Annotated in this window: 16 protein-coding genes; 9 read left to right on the forward strand and 7 right to left on the reverse strand. The window is 70.9% G+C overall.

Features of this window, described 5'->3' with window-relative positions; genetic code table 11:
* Positions 1–79: 79 nt before the first annotated feature.
* The gene (locus tag ACFY3I_RS27015; protein WP_099895366.1) at positions 80–154 is read left to right on the forward strand and encodes a 50S ribosomal protein bL37; all 75 of its coding nucleotides are present in this window, start codon (positions 80–82) and stop codon (positions 152–154) included.
* A gap of 193 nt (positions 155–347) precedes the next feature.
* Here the strand turns inward: ACFY3I_RS27015 and ACFY3I_RS27020 are convergent, their stop codons facing one another.
* Complete coding sequence (locus ACFY3I_RS27020; protein WP_365289018.1) at positions 348–1019, reverse strand: hypothetical protein; 672 nt, start codon at positions 1017–1019, stop codon at positions 348–350.
* Positions 1020–1371: 352 nt separating this feature from the next.
* Here ACFY3I_RS27020 and hemL point away from each other — a divergent pair, with 352 nt between their 5' ends.
* From hemL to ACFY3I_RS27060, 8 genes are all read left to right on the forward strand, one after another.
* The gene (gene hemL, locus ACFY3I_RS27025; RefSeq protein WP_365289140.1) at positions 1372–2700 is read left to right on the forward strand and encodes a glutamate-1-semialdehyde 2,1-aminomutase; all 1329 of its coding nucleotides are present in this window, start codon (positions 1372–1374) and stop codon (positions 2698–2700) included.
* Positions 2697–3380 carry a histidine phosphatase family protein gene (locus tag ACFY3I_RS27030; RefSeq protein WP_365289019.1) on the forward strand — a complete coding sequence of 228 codons (684 nt, stop codon included), beginning with the start codon at positions 2697–2699 and terminating at the stop codon, positions 3378–3380. Before hemL ends, ACFY3I_RS27030 begins: the two co-directional genes overlap by 4 nt.
* Positions 3381–3562: 182 nt before the next feature.
* Positions 3563–4822 (forward strand): hypothetical protein, encoded by a 1260-nt coding sequence (locus tag ACFY3I_RS27035; protein ID WP_390863834.1) that lies wholly within the window; start codon positions 3563–3565, stop codon positions 4820–4822.
* A gap of 67 nt (positions 4823–4889) precedes the next feature.
* Positions 4890–5480 carry a TlpA family protein disulfide reductase gene (locus ACFY3I_RS27040; protein WP_390863420.1) on the forward strand — a complete coding sequence of 197 codons (591 nt, stop codon included), beginning with the start codon at positions 4890–4892 and terminating at the stop codon, positions 5478–5480.
* A gap of 1 nt (position 5481) precedes the next feature.
* The gene (locus tag ACFY3I_RS27045) at positions 5482–6252 is read left to right on the forward strand and encodes a cytochrome c biogenesis protein CcdA (RefSeq protein ID WP_365289021.1); all 771 of its coding nucleotides are present in this window, start codon (positions 5482–5484) and stop codon (positions 6250–6252) included.
* 3 nt (positions 6253–6255) lie between these two features.
* Entirely contained in the window at positions 6256–7950 is a 1695-nt protein-coding gene (locus tag ACFY3I_RS27050) for a cytochrome c biogenesis protein ResB (protein ID WP_390863422.1), read from the forward strand.
* The gene (gene ccsB / locus ACFY3I_RS27055) at positions 7947–9056 is read left to right on the forward strand and encodes a c-type cytochrome biogenesis protein CcsB (RefSeq protein ID WP_390863424.1); all 1110 of its coding nucleotides are present in this window, start codon (positions 7947–7949) and stop codon (positions 9054–9056) included. Before ACFY3I_RS27050 ends, ccsB begins: the two co-directional genes overlap by 4 nt.
* 25 nt (positions 9057–9081) lie before the next feature.
* Positions 9082–9435, forward strand: coding sequence for a hypothetical protein (locus ACFY3I_RS27060; protein ID WP_390863426.1), 354 nt, complete (start codon positions 9082–9084; stop codon positions 9433–9435).
* A gap of 102 nt (positions 9436–9537) precedes the next feature.
* Here ACFY3I_RS27060 and ACFY3I_RS27065 read toward each other — a convergent pair whose 3' ends face one another.
* The 6 genes from ACFY3I_RS27065 to ACFY3I_RS27090 form a co-directional block, all read right to left on the reverse strand.
* A complete protein-coding gene (locus ACFY3I_RS27065) occupies positions 9538–11085 on the reverse strand; it encodes a hypothetical protein (RefSeq protein ID WP_390863428.1) in 1548 nt (515 codons plus the stop codon).
* Positions 11085–13157: a hypothetical protein gene (locus tag ACFY3I_RS27070; protein ID WP_390863430.1), complete on the reverse strand. Its 2073-nt coding sequence runs from the start codon at positions 13155–13157 to the stop codon at positions 11085–11087. The genes ACFY3I_RS27065 and ACFY3I_RS27070 overlap by 1 nt, the downstream gene beginning before the upstream one ends.
* Positions 13158–13228: 71 nt before the next feature.
* Complete coding sequence (locus tag ACFY3I_RS27075; RefSeq protein ID WP_390863431.1) at positions 13229–14371, reverse strand: helix-turn-helix domain-containing protein; 1143 nt, start codon at positions 14369–14371, stop codon at positions 13229–13231.
* Between the two features lie 369 nt (positions 14372–14740).
* Entirely contained in the window at positions 14741–14923 is a 183-nt protein-coding gene (locus tag ACFY3I_RS27080) for a hypothetical protein (protein WP_365289028.1), read from the reverse strand.
* 338 nt (positions 14924–15261) lie between these two features.
* Positions 15262–16242 (reverse strand): isopenicillin N synthase family dioxygenase, encoded by a 981-nt coding sequence (locus ACFY3I_RS27085; RefSeq protein WP_390863433.1) that lies wholly within the window; start codon positions 16240–16242, stop codon positions 15262–15264.
* Positions 16235–16687 (reverse strand): nucleoside deaminase, encoded by a 453-nt coding sequence (locus ACFY3I_RS27090; RefSeq protein ID WP_390863435.1) that lies wholly within the window; start codon positions 16685–16687, stop codon positions 16235–16237. The genes ACFY3I_RS27085 and ACFY3I_RS27090 overlap by 8 nt, the downstream gene beginning before the upstream one ends.
* Between the last annotated feature and the right edge of the window lie 42 nt (positions 16688–16729).

The following is a 16729-nucleotide window of genomic DNA, read 5'->3' on the forward strand; positions in this document are numbered from 1 at the left end:
CGCGCCTCCGATGCGGGCGTCTCCGGTCGAACCTAGACTGGCGAGGCCTGGAAAATCCCGTACCGGGGAGGTATGCGCCATGGCCAAGCGAGGGAACAAGAAGCGCGCCCGCAAGAAGAAGAAGGCCAACCACGGCAAGCGCCCCAACGCCTGAGCGGCGGGGCGGGCCGGCCGGATCCCCGGCGGCGCCGGCTTCGGCAGACCGGCGACCCCGCCGGCCCACGTCGCCGGGACGCGAGAGGCCCTGGACCCTCCGGGGCCTCCCTGGCGTCAAACGCCCGGGGCCTCCCCGGCGTCAAAAAAGGGCGAGGCCCGAAGACCCCGCCCGCTACCAGCGAAACCCCGGCTCAGGGCCACACCAGGCAATAAGGCTGATGCCCCGCCTCGTGCAGCCGGTGCGAGAAGTCCTGCCACTCGTGCAGCAGCTGGTAGACGTTGAACGCGTCCCTCGGGCCGCCCCGGTCCGGGACCGTCGACCAGATGAAGGCCGCGGCGCCGACCGCCTCCTCGCCTATGCCGCGCAGCGGGTCCACCACCGTCATGGGCAGCCTGACCACCGCGTAGTCCGGGTGCAGGACGACCAGCTCCAGGGGTGGCACCTTGTTCAGCGGCACGCCTTCGATGCCCGTCAGCACCATCGCGGCCATGGTCTCCGGCTTGATCTTGGTGAACATGCCGTTCATACCGAGCTCGTCGCCGCCGAGTTCCTCGGGGCGCATCGAGATCGGGACCCGGGCCGCGGTAGCGCCGTCCGGAGCGCCGAAGTATTTGTACGTCACCCCCACCCGACCACCATTCCTGCTCCCGGTCTGAAGACGGTCGATCCGGCGATCGATCCGCTGGCCCCTCTGGTCCCACTGATCGATACGTCGGTCACGTCGTTCGGACTCACTCGGCGCGCCCTGTTCCTGGCGCGCTGCCTCGGCCGCTTCCTCCGCCTCGCGTCGGTGCCTTCCCCGCCGGGCACGTCGAGGACCCAGGTCGTCAGTCCCCTCGCCCAGTCCGCCACCGCGATGCATATCTCCACCCGACTGCTTTTCTAGGACGCGTGGCCCCCGCCGCGCAACCCGATCATCGTGTCAGTGACCTCCCCCACGGCCGCCCGCCGAAACGTGCGTCGAAACATCAGTCCGCAGGATCTTTACAGCCTCCGGCCGGCTATGTACCGGATGAGCTGGGTGTATCGGGTCACAGTCTCGCAGATGCCCCGGGCGCCGCGCGGGGCCCGCCGTCCGACGGGGCGGGAAGAGCCCGGCGGCCCGGTGGAAGACCGCTGTGGCCACCGTCGCTGCGAGCAGAGCAGGCTGCTCCGCCTACCCTGAGGAGGTCACCCAGCAACCGGAGTCCGAGAAGCCGGAGAAGCCGCACACCATGAGTGCCCAGAGCGAAACGCCCTATCCCTACGACGCGCCCGCCTCACAGGCGCTCTTCGACCGCGCCTCCGCGGTCACGCCAGGCGGCGTGAACTCCCCGGTGCGCGCCTTCCGTGCCGTCGGCGGCACCCCCCGCTTCATGGTCTCCGGCAAGGGGGCCTACCTCACCGACGCCGACGGCCGGGAGTACGTCGACCTGGTCTGTTCCTGGGGCCCGATGATCCTCGGGCACTCCCACCCGGAGGTCATCGCCGCCGTCCAGGACGCTGTCTCCCGCGGCACCTCCTTCGGCACCCCCGGCGAGGGCGAGGTCGCCCTCGCCGAGGAGATGGTCGCCCGGATCGACCCCCTGGAGCAGGTGCGGCTCGTCAGCAGCGGCACCGAGGCCACCATGTCCGCCATCCGGCTGGCCCGCGGATTCACCCGGCGCACCAAGGTGATCAAGTTCGCCGGGTGTTACCACGGTCACGTCGACTCGCTGCTCGCGGCGGCCGGCAGCGGGGTCGCCACCTTCGCGCTGCCCGACACCCCCGGTGTCACCGGCGCCCAGGCCGGCGACACCATCGTGCTGCCGTACAACGACCTTGAGGCCGTGCAGGAGGCCTTCCACCGGCACCCCGGGGAGATCGCCTGTGTGATCACCGAGGCCTCGCCGGGCAACATGGGCGTGGTGCCGCCGGCGCCCGGGTTCAACCAGGGGGTCAGGGACACCTGCCACAAGAACGGCGCCCTCTACATCTCCGACGAGGTCATGACCGGGTTCCGGACCAGCCGGGCCGGTTGGTTCGGGATCGACGGGGTGGTGCCCGACCTGATGACCTTCGGGAAGGTGATGGGGGGCGGCTTCCCGGCCGCCGCCTTCGGCGGACGGGAGGACGTCATGGCGCACCTCGCCCCGGCCGGTCCCGTCTACCAGGCCGGCACCCTCTCCGGTAACCCGGTCGCCACCGCCGCCGGGCTGGCCCAGCTGCGGCTGCTCGACGACGCGGCGTACGAGAAGGTCGACGCCGTGTCCGCGCAGATCCAGGCGCTGGTCTCCGAGGCGCTGAACAAGGAGGGTGTCGCGCACCAGGTGCAGACGGCTTCCAACATGTTCTCGGTCTTCTTCACCAACCGGCCGGTGCGCAACTACGAGGACGCGCGGGCCCAGGAGTCGTTCCGGTTCACCGCGTTCTTCCACTCCCTCCTCTCCGACGGCGTCTACCTGCCGCCGTCGTCCTTCGAGTCCTGGTTCGTCTCCACGGCCCACGACGAGCGGGCCATCCAGAAGATCGCCGACGCCCTCCCGGCGGCGGCCCGAGCGGCCGCGGAGGCCACGGCAGCATGAGCGAGCAGCAGGACATCACCGTCGTCCACGTGATGCGGCACGGCGAGGTCGACAACCCCGACGGGGTGCTCTACGGCAGACTCCCCGGCTACCACCTCTCCGAGCTCGGCCGGCAGATGGCCGACCGGGTCGCCGAGCACCTCGCCTCGCGGGACGTGACGTACGTCGTCGCCTCGCCGCTGGAGCGGGCGCAGGAGACCGCCACCCCGATCGCCAAGGCGCACGGGCTGGACCTCGCCACCGACGAGCGGCTCATCGAGGCGGAGAACATCTTCCAGGGCAAGACCTTCGGGGTCGGCGACGGTGCGCTGAAGAAGCCCGCCAACTGGAAGTACCTCGTCAACCCGTTCCGGCCGTCCTGGGGCGAGCCCTACGTCGACCAGGTCGTCCGGATGCGGGGGGCGCTGGACGCGGCCAGGGACCGGGCGCGCGGTCACGAGGCGGTGCTGGTCAGTCACCAGCTGCCGATCTGGATCCTGCGGTCCTACGTCGAGAGGCGCCGGCTCTGGCACGACCCGCGCAAGCGGCAGTGCACCCTCGCCTCCCTGACGACTTTCACATACCAGGGTGACAGGATCGTCTCCGTCGGCTACAGCGAACCGGCCATCGACCTCGTCCCGGTCCACCTGCGCGCAGGCGCCAAGCCGGTGAAGGGGAAGGGCAAGGCCTTCGGGGCGTGACGGCCGGCGGGCGGGAAGGCCCGCGGCGCGTGAGGGCCTTCGGGCGCGAACGCGTGAACTCCGCGGCTCCGAAACCGGTTTCCTTAAATTAATCTGAAAATATGTGGTTCCGCATGGAACCTCCCGGTTCGTCCCGGCCTCTGAATGGGTGACATCCAGAGGACGTGACGAATCGGGGAACCATGCGGACCTTCACCCGAAGGGGACTACTCGGCGTCGGCGCGGGCGCCGCGGCCGGACTCGGCCTCGCCGGCTGTGGGACTCACACATCGTCGGACGGGGCGACCCACGCCGGCGGTTCCGGCGGTACCCCCTCGCGGACGCCCAAGCCCAGGCCCACCGCCCGCCCCATCGGCGACGGCTCCACCTCGAACACCGGCAAGCAGCCCCACCAGCCCGCCGCCCCCGAGCCGCTGGAGCCCGGCCAGACCCCGCCGCAGTTCGTGATCTTCTCCTGGGACGGGGCCGGCGAGGTCGGCAACGGCCTCTTCCCGCGCTTCCTGGACCTGGCCAAGGAGCACGGCGCCTCGATGACCTTCTTCCTCTCGGGGCTCTATCTCCTCCCCGAGTCCAAGAAGCGGCTGTACAACCCGCCGAACAACCCGCGCGGCGCCTCCGACATCGGCTACCTCACCGACGAGCACATCAAGGCGACGCTCACCAACGTCCACCGCGCCTGGCTCGAAGGGCACGAGATAGGCACCCACTTCAACGGGCACTTCTGCGGCGGCTACGGCACGGTCGGCAACTGGACCCCCAAGCAGTGGCGCAGCGAGATAGACCAGGCCAAGGCGTTCGTGAAGGAGTGGCGGACCAACAGCGGCTGGACCGACCTGCCGTCCCTGCCCTTCGACTACGACAAGGAACTGGTCGGCGGCCGCACGCCGTGCCTGCTCGGCCAGAACAACCTGCTGCCCACCGCCCGCGAGCTCGGCTGGCGTTACGACGCCTCCTCGCCCGGCGGCCGCCAGGTCTGGCCGGAGAAGAAGCTGGGCATCTGGGACCTGCCGTTGCAGCAGATACCTTTCCCCGGACACTCCTTCGAGGTGCTGTCCATGGACTACAACATGCTCGCCAACCAGTCGGTGAACTCGACGAAGGCCCCGGCCTACAACTACCCGAACTGGCGGCGCCAGTCCGCGCAGTCGTACATAGCGGGATTCGAGCGGGCGTACACGACAAACCGGGCGCCGTTCTTCATAGGCAACCACTTCGAGCAGTGGAACGGCGGCATCTACATGGACTCCGTCGAGGAGGCCTTCAAGCACATCGCCCGTGAGAAGGAGAAGGGCGCCGACGTGCGCATGGTCTCCTTCCGCCAGTTCGTGGACTGGATGGACGTCCAGAAGCCCGAGGTCCTCGCGAAGCTGCGCACGCTGGACGTGGGCCAGCGGCCGGCGGGCGGCTGGAAGGGACTCCTGAAGCAGGGGACGGCGGCCTGAGAAGGGACGCGTCCCGGACCGAGGGGGGTGCGCAAGATCCCCAGAACGGGCATGCGAAACTTTTCACATGAGTACCCGTAGCCGCGCCGTCCTGCTCGGCGCCATGGCCGCCGCGGCGGCCCTGACCCTGTCCGCGTGCGGCAACGGCGGAACCTCCGGCGGAGGCGGCAACACCAACTTCGTCACCGGCAAGGACGGCATCGACACGGCCGCGAAGGGCCACCGCGCGGCGGCCCCCGACCTGTCGGGCAGGACCATCGACGGCGGCACGCTGGACGTGGCGGACTACAAGGGCAAGGTCGTGGTCCTCAACGTCTGGGGCTCCTGGTGCAGCCCGTGCCGCGCCGAGGCGCCCTACTTCGCCGCCGTCTCCAAGCGGTACGCGGACCAGGGCGTCCAGTTCGTCGGCATCAACACCCGCGACACCAGCACCGGTTCCGCGGTCGCCTTCGAGAAGCAGAACGGCATCGGCTACCCGAGTCTGTACGACCCGACGGGCAAGCTGATGCTCCGCTTCAAGAAGGGCACGCTCAACCCGCAGGCGATCCCCTCCACCCTGGTCCTCGACCGGCAGGGCAACGTCGCGGCGCGCTCGCTGGCGGCGCTCAGCGAGGAGAACCTGCTGAAGATGATCAAGCCGGTCGTCGCGGAGAAGTGACGTGAGCGCACTCGTCACCCTCGCGGCCGGCCCCAACAACACGACCGTCCTCAACGGCGCCCTGGTGCTCGCCCTGCCGATCGCCCTGCTCGGCGGACTGGTCTCCTTCTTCTCCCCGTGCGTGCTGCCCCTCGTCCCCGGCTACCTCTCGTACGTCACCGGGGTCGCCGGCACCGATCTGGCCGACGCCCGGCGCGGCCGGATGGCCACCGGCGCCGCGCTGTTCGTGCTCGGCTTCACCGCCGTGTTCGTGTCCGGCGGCGCGCTCTTCGGCTACTTCGGCTCGACGCTCCTGGAGCACTCCGGCACCCTCGGCAAGGTGCTCGGCGTCCTGATGATCGCCATGGGCGTGTTCTTCATGGGCCTGATGCCCTGGTTCACCCAGCGCGAGTTCCGCTTCCACAAGCGGCCGGTGGCCGGTCTGATAGGGGCACCCGTACTCGGCGCGCTCTTCGGGATCGGCTGGACCCCGTGCATCGGCCCGACGCTCTCCTCGGTGATCGTCCTCTCCTCCCAGCAGGGCAGCGCCGGCCGGGGCGCCATACTTACCGTCGCCTACTGCCTGGGCCTGGGCGTGCCCTTCGTGCTCACCGCGGTCGCCTTCCGCAAGGCGCTCGGCGCCTTCGGCTGGGTCAAGCGCCACTATGTCTGGGTGATGCGCATCGGCGGCACGATGATGATCGTGACCGGTGTGCTGCTGCTGACCGGGGCCTGGGACAGCCTCGTGCAGGAGATGCAGGGCTGGTCCGACGGCTTCTCTGTGGGGATCTGATCGATGAGCAAGACCGAAACCGGGAACACCGAGCCGGACCTCGGCGAGGCGGGCTCCCAGCTCTCCACCGCCCCGGTCGAGCCACCCGTCGCCCCCGGCCTCGGGCCGGTCGGCTGGGCCCGCTGGTTCTGGCGGCAGCTGACCTCCATGCGGGTCGCGCTGCTGCTGCTCCTGCTGCTGTCGCTGGGTGCGATCCCGGGCTCGCTGATCCCGCAGTCCGGCGCCGACATCTCCAAGGTCGACGACTTCCGCAAGGCCCACACGACGCTGTCGCCCCTCTACGACAAGCTCGGCCTGTTCCACGTCTACAGCTCGGTGTGGTTCTCGGCGATCTACATCCTGCTGTTCGTCTCCCTGGTCGGCTGCATCATCCCGCGCGCCTGGCAGTTCGTGGGCCAGCTGCGCGGCCGTCCGCCGGGCGCGCCGAAGCGGCTCGACCGGCTCCCGGCGTACACGACCTGGCGGACCACGGCCGAGCCCGAGGAGGTCCGTGAGGCGGCGCTGAAGCTGCTCAGGAAGCGGCACTTCCGGTCGCACCTCGTGCGGGACGCGGTCGCCGCCGAGAAGGGCTACGTCCGCGAGTTCGGCAACCTGGTCTTCCACGTCGCGCTGATCGTGATGCTGATCGCTTTCGCCTCCGGCCAGATGTACAAGTCGGACGGCACCAAGCTGGTCGTCGAGGGCGACGGTTTCGCCAACTCGATCCTCCAGTACGACGACTTCAAGTCCGGCTCGCTGTTCGGCACCGACGACCTGGTGCCGTTCAGCTTCGACCTGAAGAACTTCCACGCGAACTACCAGACCAGCGGACCGAGCAAGGGCACCCCGGTCACCTTCACCGCGGACGTCGACTACAGCGAGGGCGCCTACGGCAAGCCCCGGCGGACCACCATCAAGGTGAACGAGCCGCTGCACATCGACGACGCCAAGGTCTACCTCGTCAGCCACGGCTACGCCCCGGTCATCACCGTCCGCGACAGCAAGGGCGAGGTCGTCTACCACGACGCGGTCCCGCTGCTCCCGCTGGACGCGAACATCAGCTCCCAGGGCGTGGTGAAGGTGATGGACGGCTACAAGAGCGCCCAGGGGGTCAGCGAGCAGCTCGGCATCCAGCTGTTCTTCCTGCCGACCTACGGCGGCGGCTCCTCGGTCCTGTCCACCTTCCCGGCGCTCGACAACCCGGTGCTGAACCTGGCGCCCTACCACGGCGATCTCGGTGTCAACGCGGGCATCCCGCAGAGCGTGTACCAGCTGGACAAGTCCCACATGAAGGAGTTCAAGGACTCCAAGGGGGCGCAGTTCCGGGACAACCTGAAGCCCGGGCAGACCATGCGGCTGCCGGACGGCGCCGGTTCCGTGACGTTCGAGAAGGGCGTCGAGGAATGGGCCGGCTTCGAGATCGTCCAGGAACCCGGCAGCGGCTGGGCGCTGGGCGGCGCGCTCGCCGCGATCTTCGGCCTCGCCGCCTCGCTGTTCATCCAGCGCCGCCGCGTCTGGGTGCGGGCCGTGCCGGGCGCCGACGGTGTGACGGTGGTCGAGATGGCGGGGCTCGGCCGCAGCGAGTCCGCGAAGGTGCCCGAGGAACTGGGCGACCTCGCGGGAATCCTCTACGACCAGGCGCCGGGGGCCCCCGACCCCGACGAAGACGACCAGTCAGCAGCATCCCCCGTACCTGCCGAAGGGGCTGAGAAGCGATGACTTCCGCCGCCGCAACCGCGCTCGACCCGACCACGCTCGCCGCGACCAACGAGCATCTCGCGAGTATGAGCAACACGCTCGTCTACTCCTCGATGGCCGTCTACACGCTGGCCTTCTTCGCCTACATCTTCGAGTGGCTGCTGGGCAGCCGCAGCCGTGTCGCCAGGACCGCCAACGCGCTCACCTCCGAGGGCGCGGCGAAGAAGGCGCCGGCGGTCACGGTCAGGAAGGCCGGCGGCACCGCCGTGCTCGAACGCCCGAAGATCGTCGTGCGGTCCGCGGCGGGCTCGCGCGACGTGCCGGACGGTCCCGGCGCCCACGGCGGCGACGAGCAGGGCGACCTCTACGGCCGGATCGCGATCTCCCTCACGGTCCTCGCCTTCCTCGTGGAGCTGGCCGGCGTGATCGCCCGGGCGGCCTCCGTGCAGCGGGCGCCGTGGGGCAACATGTACGAGTTCAACATCACGTTCTCCACGGTCGCCGTCGCCGTCTACCTGGCGCTGCTGGCCCTGAAGAAGAACGTCCGCTGGCTGGGCCTGTTCCTGATCACCACGGTCCTGCTCGACCTCGGTCTCGCGGTCACGGTCCTCTACACGGCGAGCGAGCCGCTGGTCCCGGCCCTGCACTCGTACTGGCTGTACATCCACGTCTCCACCGCCATCTTCTGCGGCGCGGTCTTCTACGTCGGCGCGGTCGCCACGATCCTCTACCTCTTCAAGGACTCCTACGAGAACAAGCTGGAGACGGGCGGCACCCCCGGCCGTTTCGCCGCCTCGGTCCTGGAGCGGCTGCCGGCGTCGGCCTCGCTGGACAAGTTCGCCTACCGGGTCAACGCGGCGGTCTTCCCGCTGTGGACGTTCACGATCATCGCCGGCGCGATCTGGGCGGGCAGCGCCTGGGGCCGGTACTGGAACTGGGACCCGAAGGAGACCTGGTCCTTCATCACCTGGGTCGCCTACGCCTGCTACCTGCACGCCCGCGCCACCGCCGGATGGAAGGGCCGCAAGGCCGCCTACCTGGCGATGCTCGCCTTCGGCTGCTGGCTGTTCAACTACTACGGCGTCAACATCTTCGTCACCGGCAAGCACTCGTACGCGGGCGTGTGAACCGCCGAGGAGCGACACTGGTGACATGGCCGTCCTCCAGCTGCTGATCCGACTGCCGGGGCCGATGGGCCAGGTGTGGCCGAGCCTCTCCACCGCGGAGGGGCTGGCCGCCTGGCTGACCCCGGTCGACGTCCTGCAACCGCGGCTCGGCGGCACGGTGACCCTCGGCGAGCTGGGCACGGGCACGGTCACGGCCTGGGACGTCGACCGGATCGCCGAGTACACGGTGGCCCCCGGCGGCCGGATCCGGTTCCACCTGGAACACGACGGCGAGTCCGCCACGGTCCTGCGCTTCACCCACGAGCCCGCGGGCGGGACGGTGTCGGAGCAGCAGTGGACAACTCGTTTCGAACGTCTGGCCGAGCTGTTGGCGGCATGAGGACCAGGGCGCGCGGCGCCCGGGTCCTCAGGGGCGCGGGGCCCCAGCCGATGTGCGGCTCCGCCGCGCGGGCGCGACCAGCCCCCACCCAGCCGCACCCGCCTAAGAAGGCGGCAGACACTCCTTGTTGGGCGGCTTCCCTTCCGGCCAGGCGATCGTCACGAACCGGGACCCGCCCTCCGGCCGCAGTTCCACGATCGGCACCGCCTTGTCGTACGGATTACCGTGCGCGTCCAGGCAGATCCAGCCGCTCGCCCCGTCCACCCGCAGCGACCCCTTCACCTGCGGCCACTGCAGCCCCACGTCGGCGAGCGTGGGCACCGACCTTCCCTGCGGCACCGCCTCGCGGATCCCGTGCACCGCGAGCCGCATCGCGTCGTAGGCGATGATCAGCTGCCCGTCCTCCAGGGCCACCGGTCCGACGGGCCCCACCGGTGACCTCCCGGCGCTCTTCAGCAGCCGCGTCAGCGTCCCGGTCGCCGCCGCGGAACCCCCGGTCCGCGGGGTCTTCCCGAGCCACGCGTCCGGATGGGCGAGGGCGGTGTACCGGACCGACAGCCGGTGCCGCAGGGCGTCCCGGTCCAGGTGTTTCTCACCGGTGAGGTACGACCCCTCGTCCCCGGTCAGCACCGTGAACCTCCGGTCCTGGCAGCCCCGTCCGCCGAGCGCGTTGACGAACTGGCGCAGCTGCGTGTGCCGGCCGGCGAACAGGATCGTGTCGGTCGACCGCGAGGTGTCGCAGACCAGGTTGGTGATCTGCCGGAACGTGTTCGCGGTCGTCCCCTCCTGGCTGCGGTCGGCCGGCGGCGTGAACGGCTGCGGTTCGTAGGGCGAGCCCTTGATCAGCGCCGCGAACGACGTCTGGAGCGTCCGCGTGTACGGGTCGCCCGGCTTGTCGTAGACCAGCAGCGCCCGGCCCGCGCCGACCTCGGCGAAGGAGGCCAGCGCGCGGGCCTCGTCGGTGTTGGTCGGGGAGACCCGGGCCAGCCCCGGGTAGGGGTCCTTGCCGCCCTGTCCGTTGGCGAGGTCGTCGGCGGTGATCGAGGAACCGACCACCGGGATCCCCAGCCGGGTCAGCTCCTTGACGGCCTTCTTGTTGTCGTCGGTGCTCTGCCCGACCCCGGCCACCGCCCGCAGCCGGTCCGGACCGCCGGTCATGGCGGCCAGCCGGTCCACCATCTCCTTCCAGTACCGGCTGGTCGCACCGGGGTTGGCCAGCGCCAGCCGGATCGCCGGCGACTGCCCGTTGGAGTCGTGGTTGGCCTGGTACTGGGCCAGGTAGGCGCCCTGCAGCTCGTGCTGGATGTCGGCGAGGCTCGCCGCCGCCGTCGCGGTGTACGGCAGCATCACCGCCACCGTCACGTAACGCCCGGGCGCGAGGCGGGTGTTCTCCCGGGCGATCGCGTCCACCGTGGCGCGCAGTTGCGGATGCCCGAAGTCGAAGGCCGTCGTCGCCACGCCCACGCACTCGTCGCTGCCCTCGGGCCGGGCCACTCCCGGTGCGCAGGACCGGTCCTCGTGCACGGCCGTCCGTATCCCGATCACCGCACCGGCGATCAGCGCGGCCGTGACCAGCAGGGCGAGGTAGCGGCGCAGCGGGATCTCCCAGACGCCCTCGCGCAACCACGTGCCCACGTGCCGCCGTGCCATCAGACCACCCCGTTCCGCTCGTCGTCGCCCTCGTCGTCCGCCTCGGGCGGCCTTCCGGCCAGGGCCGCCGCCGGCCAGGCCCGGGAGGCCTGCCACAGCAGGGCGTTGTCGGCAGGGCGCAGGTCGGACAGCTGCTCCAGTTCGAAGCGCAGCCGGTCGCCCACCCTCGGGTCGGGCACCACGAGCGGGTCGGTGAGGTACCACAGCGCGTGCAGCAACCGCCTTACCCGCAGGTGCAGTACGGGGTCCGTGCCCTCGGGCACCGGGTGGCGCGCGTCGGTGCGGCCCAGCGCCACCGCCGCCCGCCGGTCGCCGTCTCCGGCGGAGTCGCGGCCCTCGGTGTCGTGGGCGTGGAAGTAGGGCGCGGAGGCGAGGAAACGCAGGGTGCGCAGCCAGACGGGGGTCTCCACGGTCTGGAAGGTGTCGCGGAGGTGGGCGACGGCCTGGTCGGTCTCGCCGAGCGCCAGCCGCAGGTGCAGCCGGAAGCCGGCCGGCCAGTCACCGGTGTAGAAGCCGGTCAGGGTCTCGTGGACGGTGCGCCAGTCGCCGTGGTCGCCGTCGCGCAGGTGCAGCCGGAGCAGCAGCAGGGTGCGGACGAAGCGGTCGCCGACGAACTGCCCGTACCTGACCGGCATGCCCTCCTGGGCCAGCAGGTCCTGCAACGCCCGTACGCCCGACGGCCCGAAGTCGTCCGGGAGCAGTGCCTCGGCCAGGGCGCACGCCGACCCGTAGTCGTGGGCGGCGGCCAGGACGGTCAGTTCGTCCAGCCGGTCCCCGGGCACCAGCCGGGCCAGGAGCTGGGCGTACGCGGGGGCCGCGGGGCCGTCCTCGGTCAGCCGTACCCCGGCCGTCAGCAGGTCGGCGAGGGTGCCGGCCCGGTCCGGGTGCTGGGCCGCGGCCTCCGCGAGCACGGTGGTGCCCAGCGGGTTGCCCCCGGTCAGCCGGTGGACGGCGTGCGGGAGCTGGGGCACGGCCGGGGCGGCGACGAGGTGCAGGGTGTCGTCGGGGGAGAGCAGCGGCAACGCCACCAGCAGGGCCCGGGAGGACGGCGCGGCCGCGTCCGGCGCCCACTCGGTGTGCCGCGCCACCCCGGCCAGCTCCCGCCGTACGCCGTTGCGCAGCAGCTCCCGGCCGTCGCCGCGCAGTCCGGCGACGAACGCCACCTGGTCGGCGACCCCGTCGGCGCGGTCCTTCAGCACGGCGTCGAGCAGGCCGGGACCCGGCCCGGTCTGCGCGTTGTCGACCAGCACCAGCGGACGGCCGAGCCGCTGCATGCGGGGCAGCACGCCCGCGTACGCCTCCGTCAGGTCGGCGAGCAGGGCCCGTACGAGATAGCGCTCGGCGTGCTCCCGCGAGGTGCCGCCGGCCCGGAAGTGCCCGGACAGCAGGATCAGTCCGCGCTGCGCGTGGCCGCCCGCGTTGGGGTACGTGCGGTACCAGACCGACGCCTTCTGGTGCCGGCGGCTGGCGAACCCCTCGGCGACCGACTCCAGGGTGGCCTCGATGGCTCCGGAGACCAGCGGTCCGGTGCCGGTCGCGGCCGCCACCACCTTCGCGGCCACCTTCCCGGCCCAGCGTCCCGCCAGCCCGCTGATCCAGGAGCCGCTCTCGTTCAGCAGCAGGATCCGCTCCACCTCGCGCCGGATCCGCTCCGAGTCGGCGTCGCTCCAGCCGCCGGCGGCCACCGCGACCAGTCCGGACATGAGACGCGGGAAGGTGATCCGCCCGGCGCCGGTCACCGGTTCCGCGAGCTGTTCGGCGACGACCAGCAGGAGCTGCCCGAGCGGCGACCAGGACTCGGCGGGCCGTTCGGTGGGCGGCGCCGCGAACTGGGCCTCCGCGCAGTCGGCGAGCGCGACCGGGGTGTGCCCCTGGTAGGCGTCCCGCAACTCGCCGAGCACCGCGCTCTTGCCGAGCCCACGGGCGCCGGTCAGCACCAGGAACGGCAGCTCGCCGGGGTGTTCGAGGGGATGGGTACGGTGCTGGTACGGCCGTAACCCGACGATCCTCGGTATGAGCCCGGCCGGCTCCGCGTCGAACAGCGCCCCACGCCCGTGCAACCGTCTGTGCAAGGCAGTCCCCCCTCAACGCAAGTGTAGAAAGGGGGAGTTGCTCCGGGCCATAGCAGGCGGTGTCCGTATGATTACGAAAGCGGACCTGTCGTGGGCCTGTTGTGAACGGGCGCGGCCGGTGTCCATCGTCTGCGGGCGTCGAGGAACTTCCTCCGGGCGATCACCCGTGCCGTACGGGAGGGTGCCGACACCCTGGGGTACAGGCAGGTGTACAGCCGGGCCTCGTGCAACGCCCGGGCCAGCCCCGTGGGGGTGAGCACGAAACCTCCGGCGCCGCCTTCCGGGATGCGCTCGCGCGTGATCAGCCCGCGCGCGGCCAGCCCCTGCCAGGCCTCCAGGTCGCCGAATTCGAGCAGCCGCCCGTCCGGTACCGGCTCCGCGTTCAGCAGCCGCACCACCAGGCGCCACTGCCGGCCGGTCATCGCCTCCGCCAGGAACCGGGTCCATGAGCCGGCGGCCTGGACCGCCGCGCGGTCTATCCGTTCGGTCAGCGTCACTATCCGGTCCCGGGCGCGGCGGATGTCGTCCTCGTGCTGCCCGTAGGCGGCCGTCGCCTCTTCCGCGGCGCGTTCCCGGAGGTCGTCGCGCAGCCGTCCCAGTTCGTGGTCGACCAGGCGGCAGGTGATTCCCGTGGACCGTCTCAGCAGCGCGGCCAGGGATTGCAGGTCGGGTTCGTCGGCGCCGACGGTGGCGGGCCTGCCGGTCTCGTGGGCGCGGAGGAACAGGGCGGCCAGCAGCCTGGCGATCTCCTCGCGCCGCTCCGTCGTCTGTGGATGCGAGTCCAGGGAGCGGTGGACGGCGCGGGTGCTGACCGCGAACACCTCCGCAAGCCGTTGCGGAAGGGTGCCGTGCTGACGGGCCGGGAGTTTGGCGTGCAGTTCCAGGTCTCGGTAGGTGTTCCGGCTGATGCCGAGCTGTTCGGCCGCTTCCGCGCTGGTGAGGCCCGCCGCGACCCGGAGCCGGCGAATACCGTTCGCCGTGTCGGACGCCGGCGGGCAGAGCCGACGCGGCGGGATGCCGAAGACGCGGGCGAGCTGCTCGATCCGCTGCGGTTCGGGCACCGAGGTGCCTTTCTCGTAGGCGAGGATCCGGGACTTCGAGGTGCCGACGCGACGGGCGAGTTCGGCCGCGCTCAGCAGTCGGCCGTCGACCCGTCGTCGCCGTCGCGCGTCGCGCAGAGCCGCGGAGCTGAAGGGTGCCGTGCCACGGGCCATGAGAACGCCTTCCCGCGCACGCAATGCCGGACACGCGCGCGGAGCGGTACCGTTTCGGCGCTGTTCCCGGTGGTTGCACACCCGGCCGGGGTGTTCAGCACACCGATCACACCGCAGGCAGAGTGGTCTGCTGGTACCGTCTAGGGTCCGAGAGGGTTCTCCAAGCGCCGCGCCGCACGGCAGTATCGAGAAACGCGGAGCACGTGACGTGGGATCCCCGTCGAACTCTCGCGGTGTTCCATGCGTGAGTGCGTCTGTAGGGGTCTGGAAGTAGGAGGGCCCGCGCCCTGGCGATGTTTTCTGGCACCGGTCCAGGGGCGCGGACCCTGTTGGCCGACCCTGTGGTGAGCGGCGGGTGAGGGGGCTACCTCATCCGCCGCAGCCGCGCCAGATTCCGATCAACCCGATCGCGACGCCCACGGCGTCGACGATCAGCTGCACGTGTTCCCAGCGCAGGCGTGTTCCGTCAGGGTGATCCGGCTCCTCGGGGCGGGACGGGTGATCGGGAGGTTCTCCCGGCTCCTCCGACTCGGTCTCCTCGGCGTTGGCCATGGATCGTTTCTCCTTTCCCTCGGTGACACGACAGCAGGCTGGATCTGCCTGCTGGCCTGCCTCCGAGAGGGGAGTGCGACCACACTACCGAGTTCCCTGTGGCTTGCTGTGACGCTTCTCGAACAGACAGTGCACAAAAACCGGCGCGAACGGTCCCGGGCAATCGGAACCTCAACTCCGCTTATCTGATGACCGTCTGAGGCGACGTCAAAGCGCCTGCTGGGAGCCGGTTACTCAGGAGTCAACCGCTGAGGGAGGAGTGCATGACCGCAGACCGATCCGGTCATGAACGCAAACCGAATCGAGCTGTGATCTGCGACACGTTCGTCCGGGTGGTGTCAGTCGACGGTGATGGAGTTCAGTTTCTCCCGCAGGTACGCGTGCGAGTCGACCGGTGGGTACGCGACCCGGCCGAGCGGTGCCGGGACCGACTCGACGACCGTGCCAGGGGTGCACTCGCCGAAGTAGACGAGTGACAGCAGTTCCTCGTCCGGCGCGTCCGCCGGCGGCGGCAGTACCCGGTGCCGCCCGGACCGCCACCGGTCGCCGGTCCAACGGGCCATCAGGTCACCGATGTTGATGGTGAACGCGGCAGGGTCGTAAGGCGCGTCCTCCCAGCCGCCCTCGTCGGTGTACACCTGGAGCCCGCCCCGGCCCGCCTGCCGGTCCAGAACGGTCACGGTCCCGAAGTCGGTGTGCGGCCCGATCCGGAACTGTCCCGGTTCCGGATCGCCGACGACCGCGGTCCCCGGATACCAGTTGATGTTGAAGCCGTACGTCGGGTGGCTCATGTGCCGGGCGAAGAAGTTCCGTTCCACTCCGAGCGCGTACCCCAGCAGCTCGAGCAGCGTCTTCTCCAGCTCGCCCATTCTTGCCAGGTACACCGCGCAGAGAGCCCGCAGCTGCGGAACCTCGACCGGCCACACGTTCGGCGCGTACCACTCCGCGTTGGTCGCCGGGTCCTCGAAGGGCTCATGGGTCGCGAAGGTCAGCGACTCCTTCAGGTCGGGCGGGGTCGCGGTGCCCTCCGAGTAGCCGTTGGCCTCGGCCCCCGGTCCCAGCCAGCCGCGTCCGCCGACCTTCGCCGCGTAGGCAGCCTTCGCCTCCTCCGGCAGCGTGAAGAAGGCCCGCGCGGCCTTCCGCAGGTCGTCGCGGAGTTCGCCGTCGACGCCGTGCCCGGTCACGAGCAGGAAGCCGGCGGTCTGCAGGGCCTCGTCGACCGTCCGGGCGATCCCGCGCCGGGTCTCCGCCTCGCCGTCGAGCCAGGGCCGCAAGTCGATGGTGGGGATACGGGGGCCGGTGCCGGTCGTGTCACTCATCACCGATGTCCTCGTTCCACAGGGCCGGGTGGGTCGTGGTGAAGGCGCTCATCAGGCCCACGCACTCGGGGTCGTCCAGCAGGACGATCTCCACGCCGTGTCCGGCGAGCCAGTCGTGGCCGCCGTGGAAGGTGACCGCCTCGCCGATCACCACCCGGGAGATCCCGAACTGGCGGACCAGGCCCGAGCAGTACCAGCACGGCGACAGGGTCGTCACCATGGTGGTGCCCCGGTACGACCGCTGCCGTCCCGCCGCGCGGAAGGCGACGGTCTCGGCGTGCAGGGACGGGTCGCCGTCCTGCACCCGCCGGTTGTGCCCGCGGCCGAGCAGCGCGCCGTCGGCGCCGTAGAGCGCGGCCCCGATCGGGATGCCGCCCTCGGCGAGCCCGGCGCGGGCCTCGGCGACGGCGGTGTCGAGCCAGGTGCGTGCCTGCTGCTGATCCATGCCCTCACTCTCCTGTGCCCGCGGCGGCGGGGCAACGGGCCG

Source organism: Streptomyces sp. NPDC001068 (assembly GCF_042897315.1).
Lineage (GTDB): Bacteria > Actinomycetota > Actinomycetes > Streptomycetales > Streptomycetaceae > Streptomyces.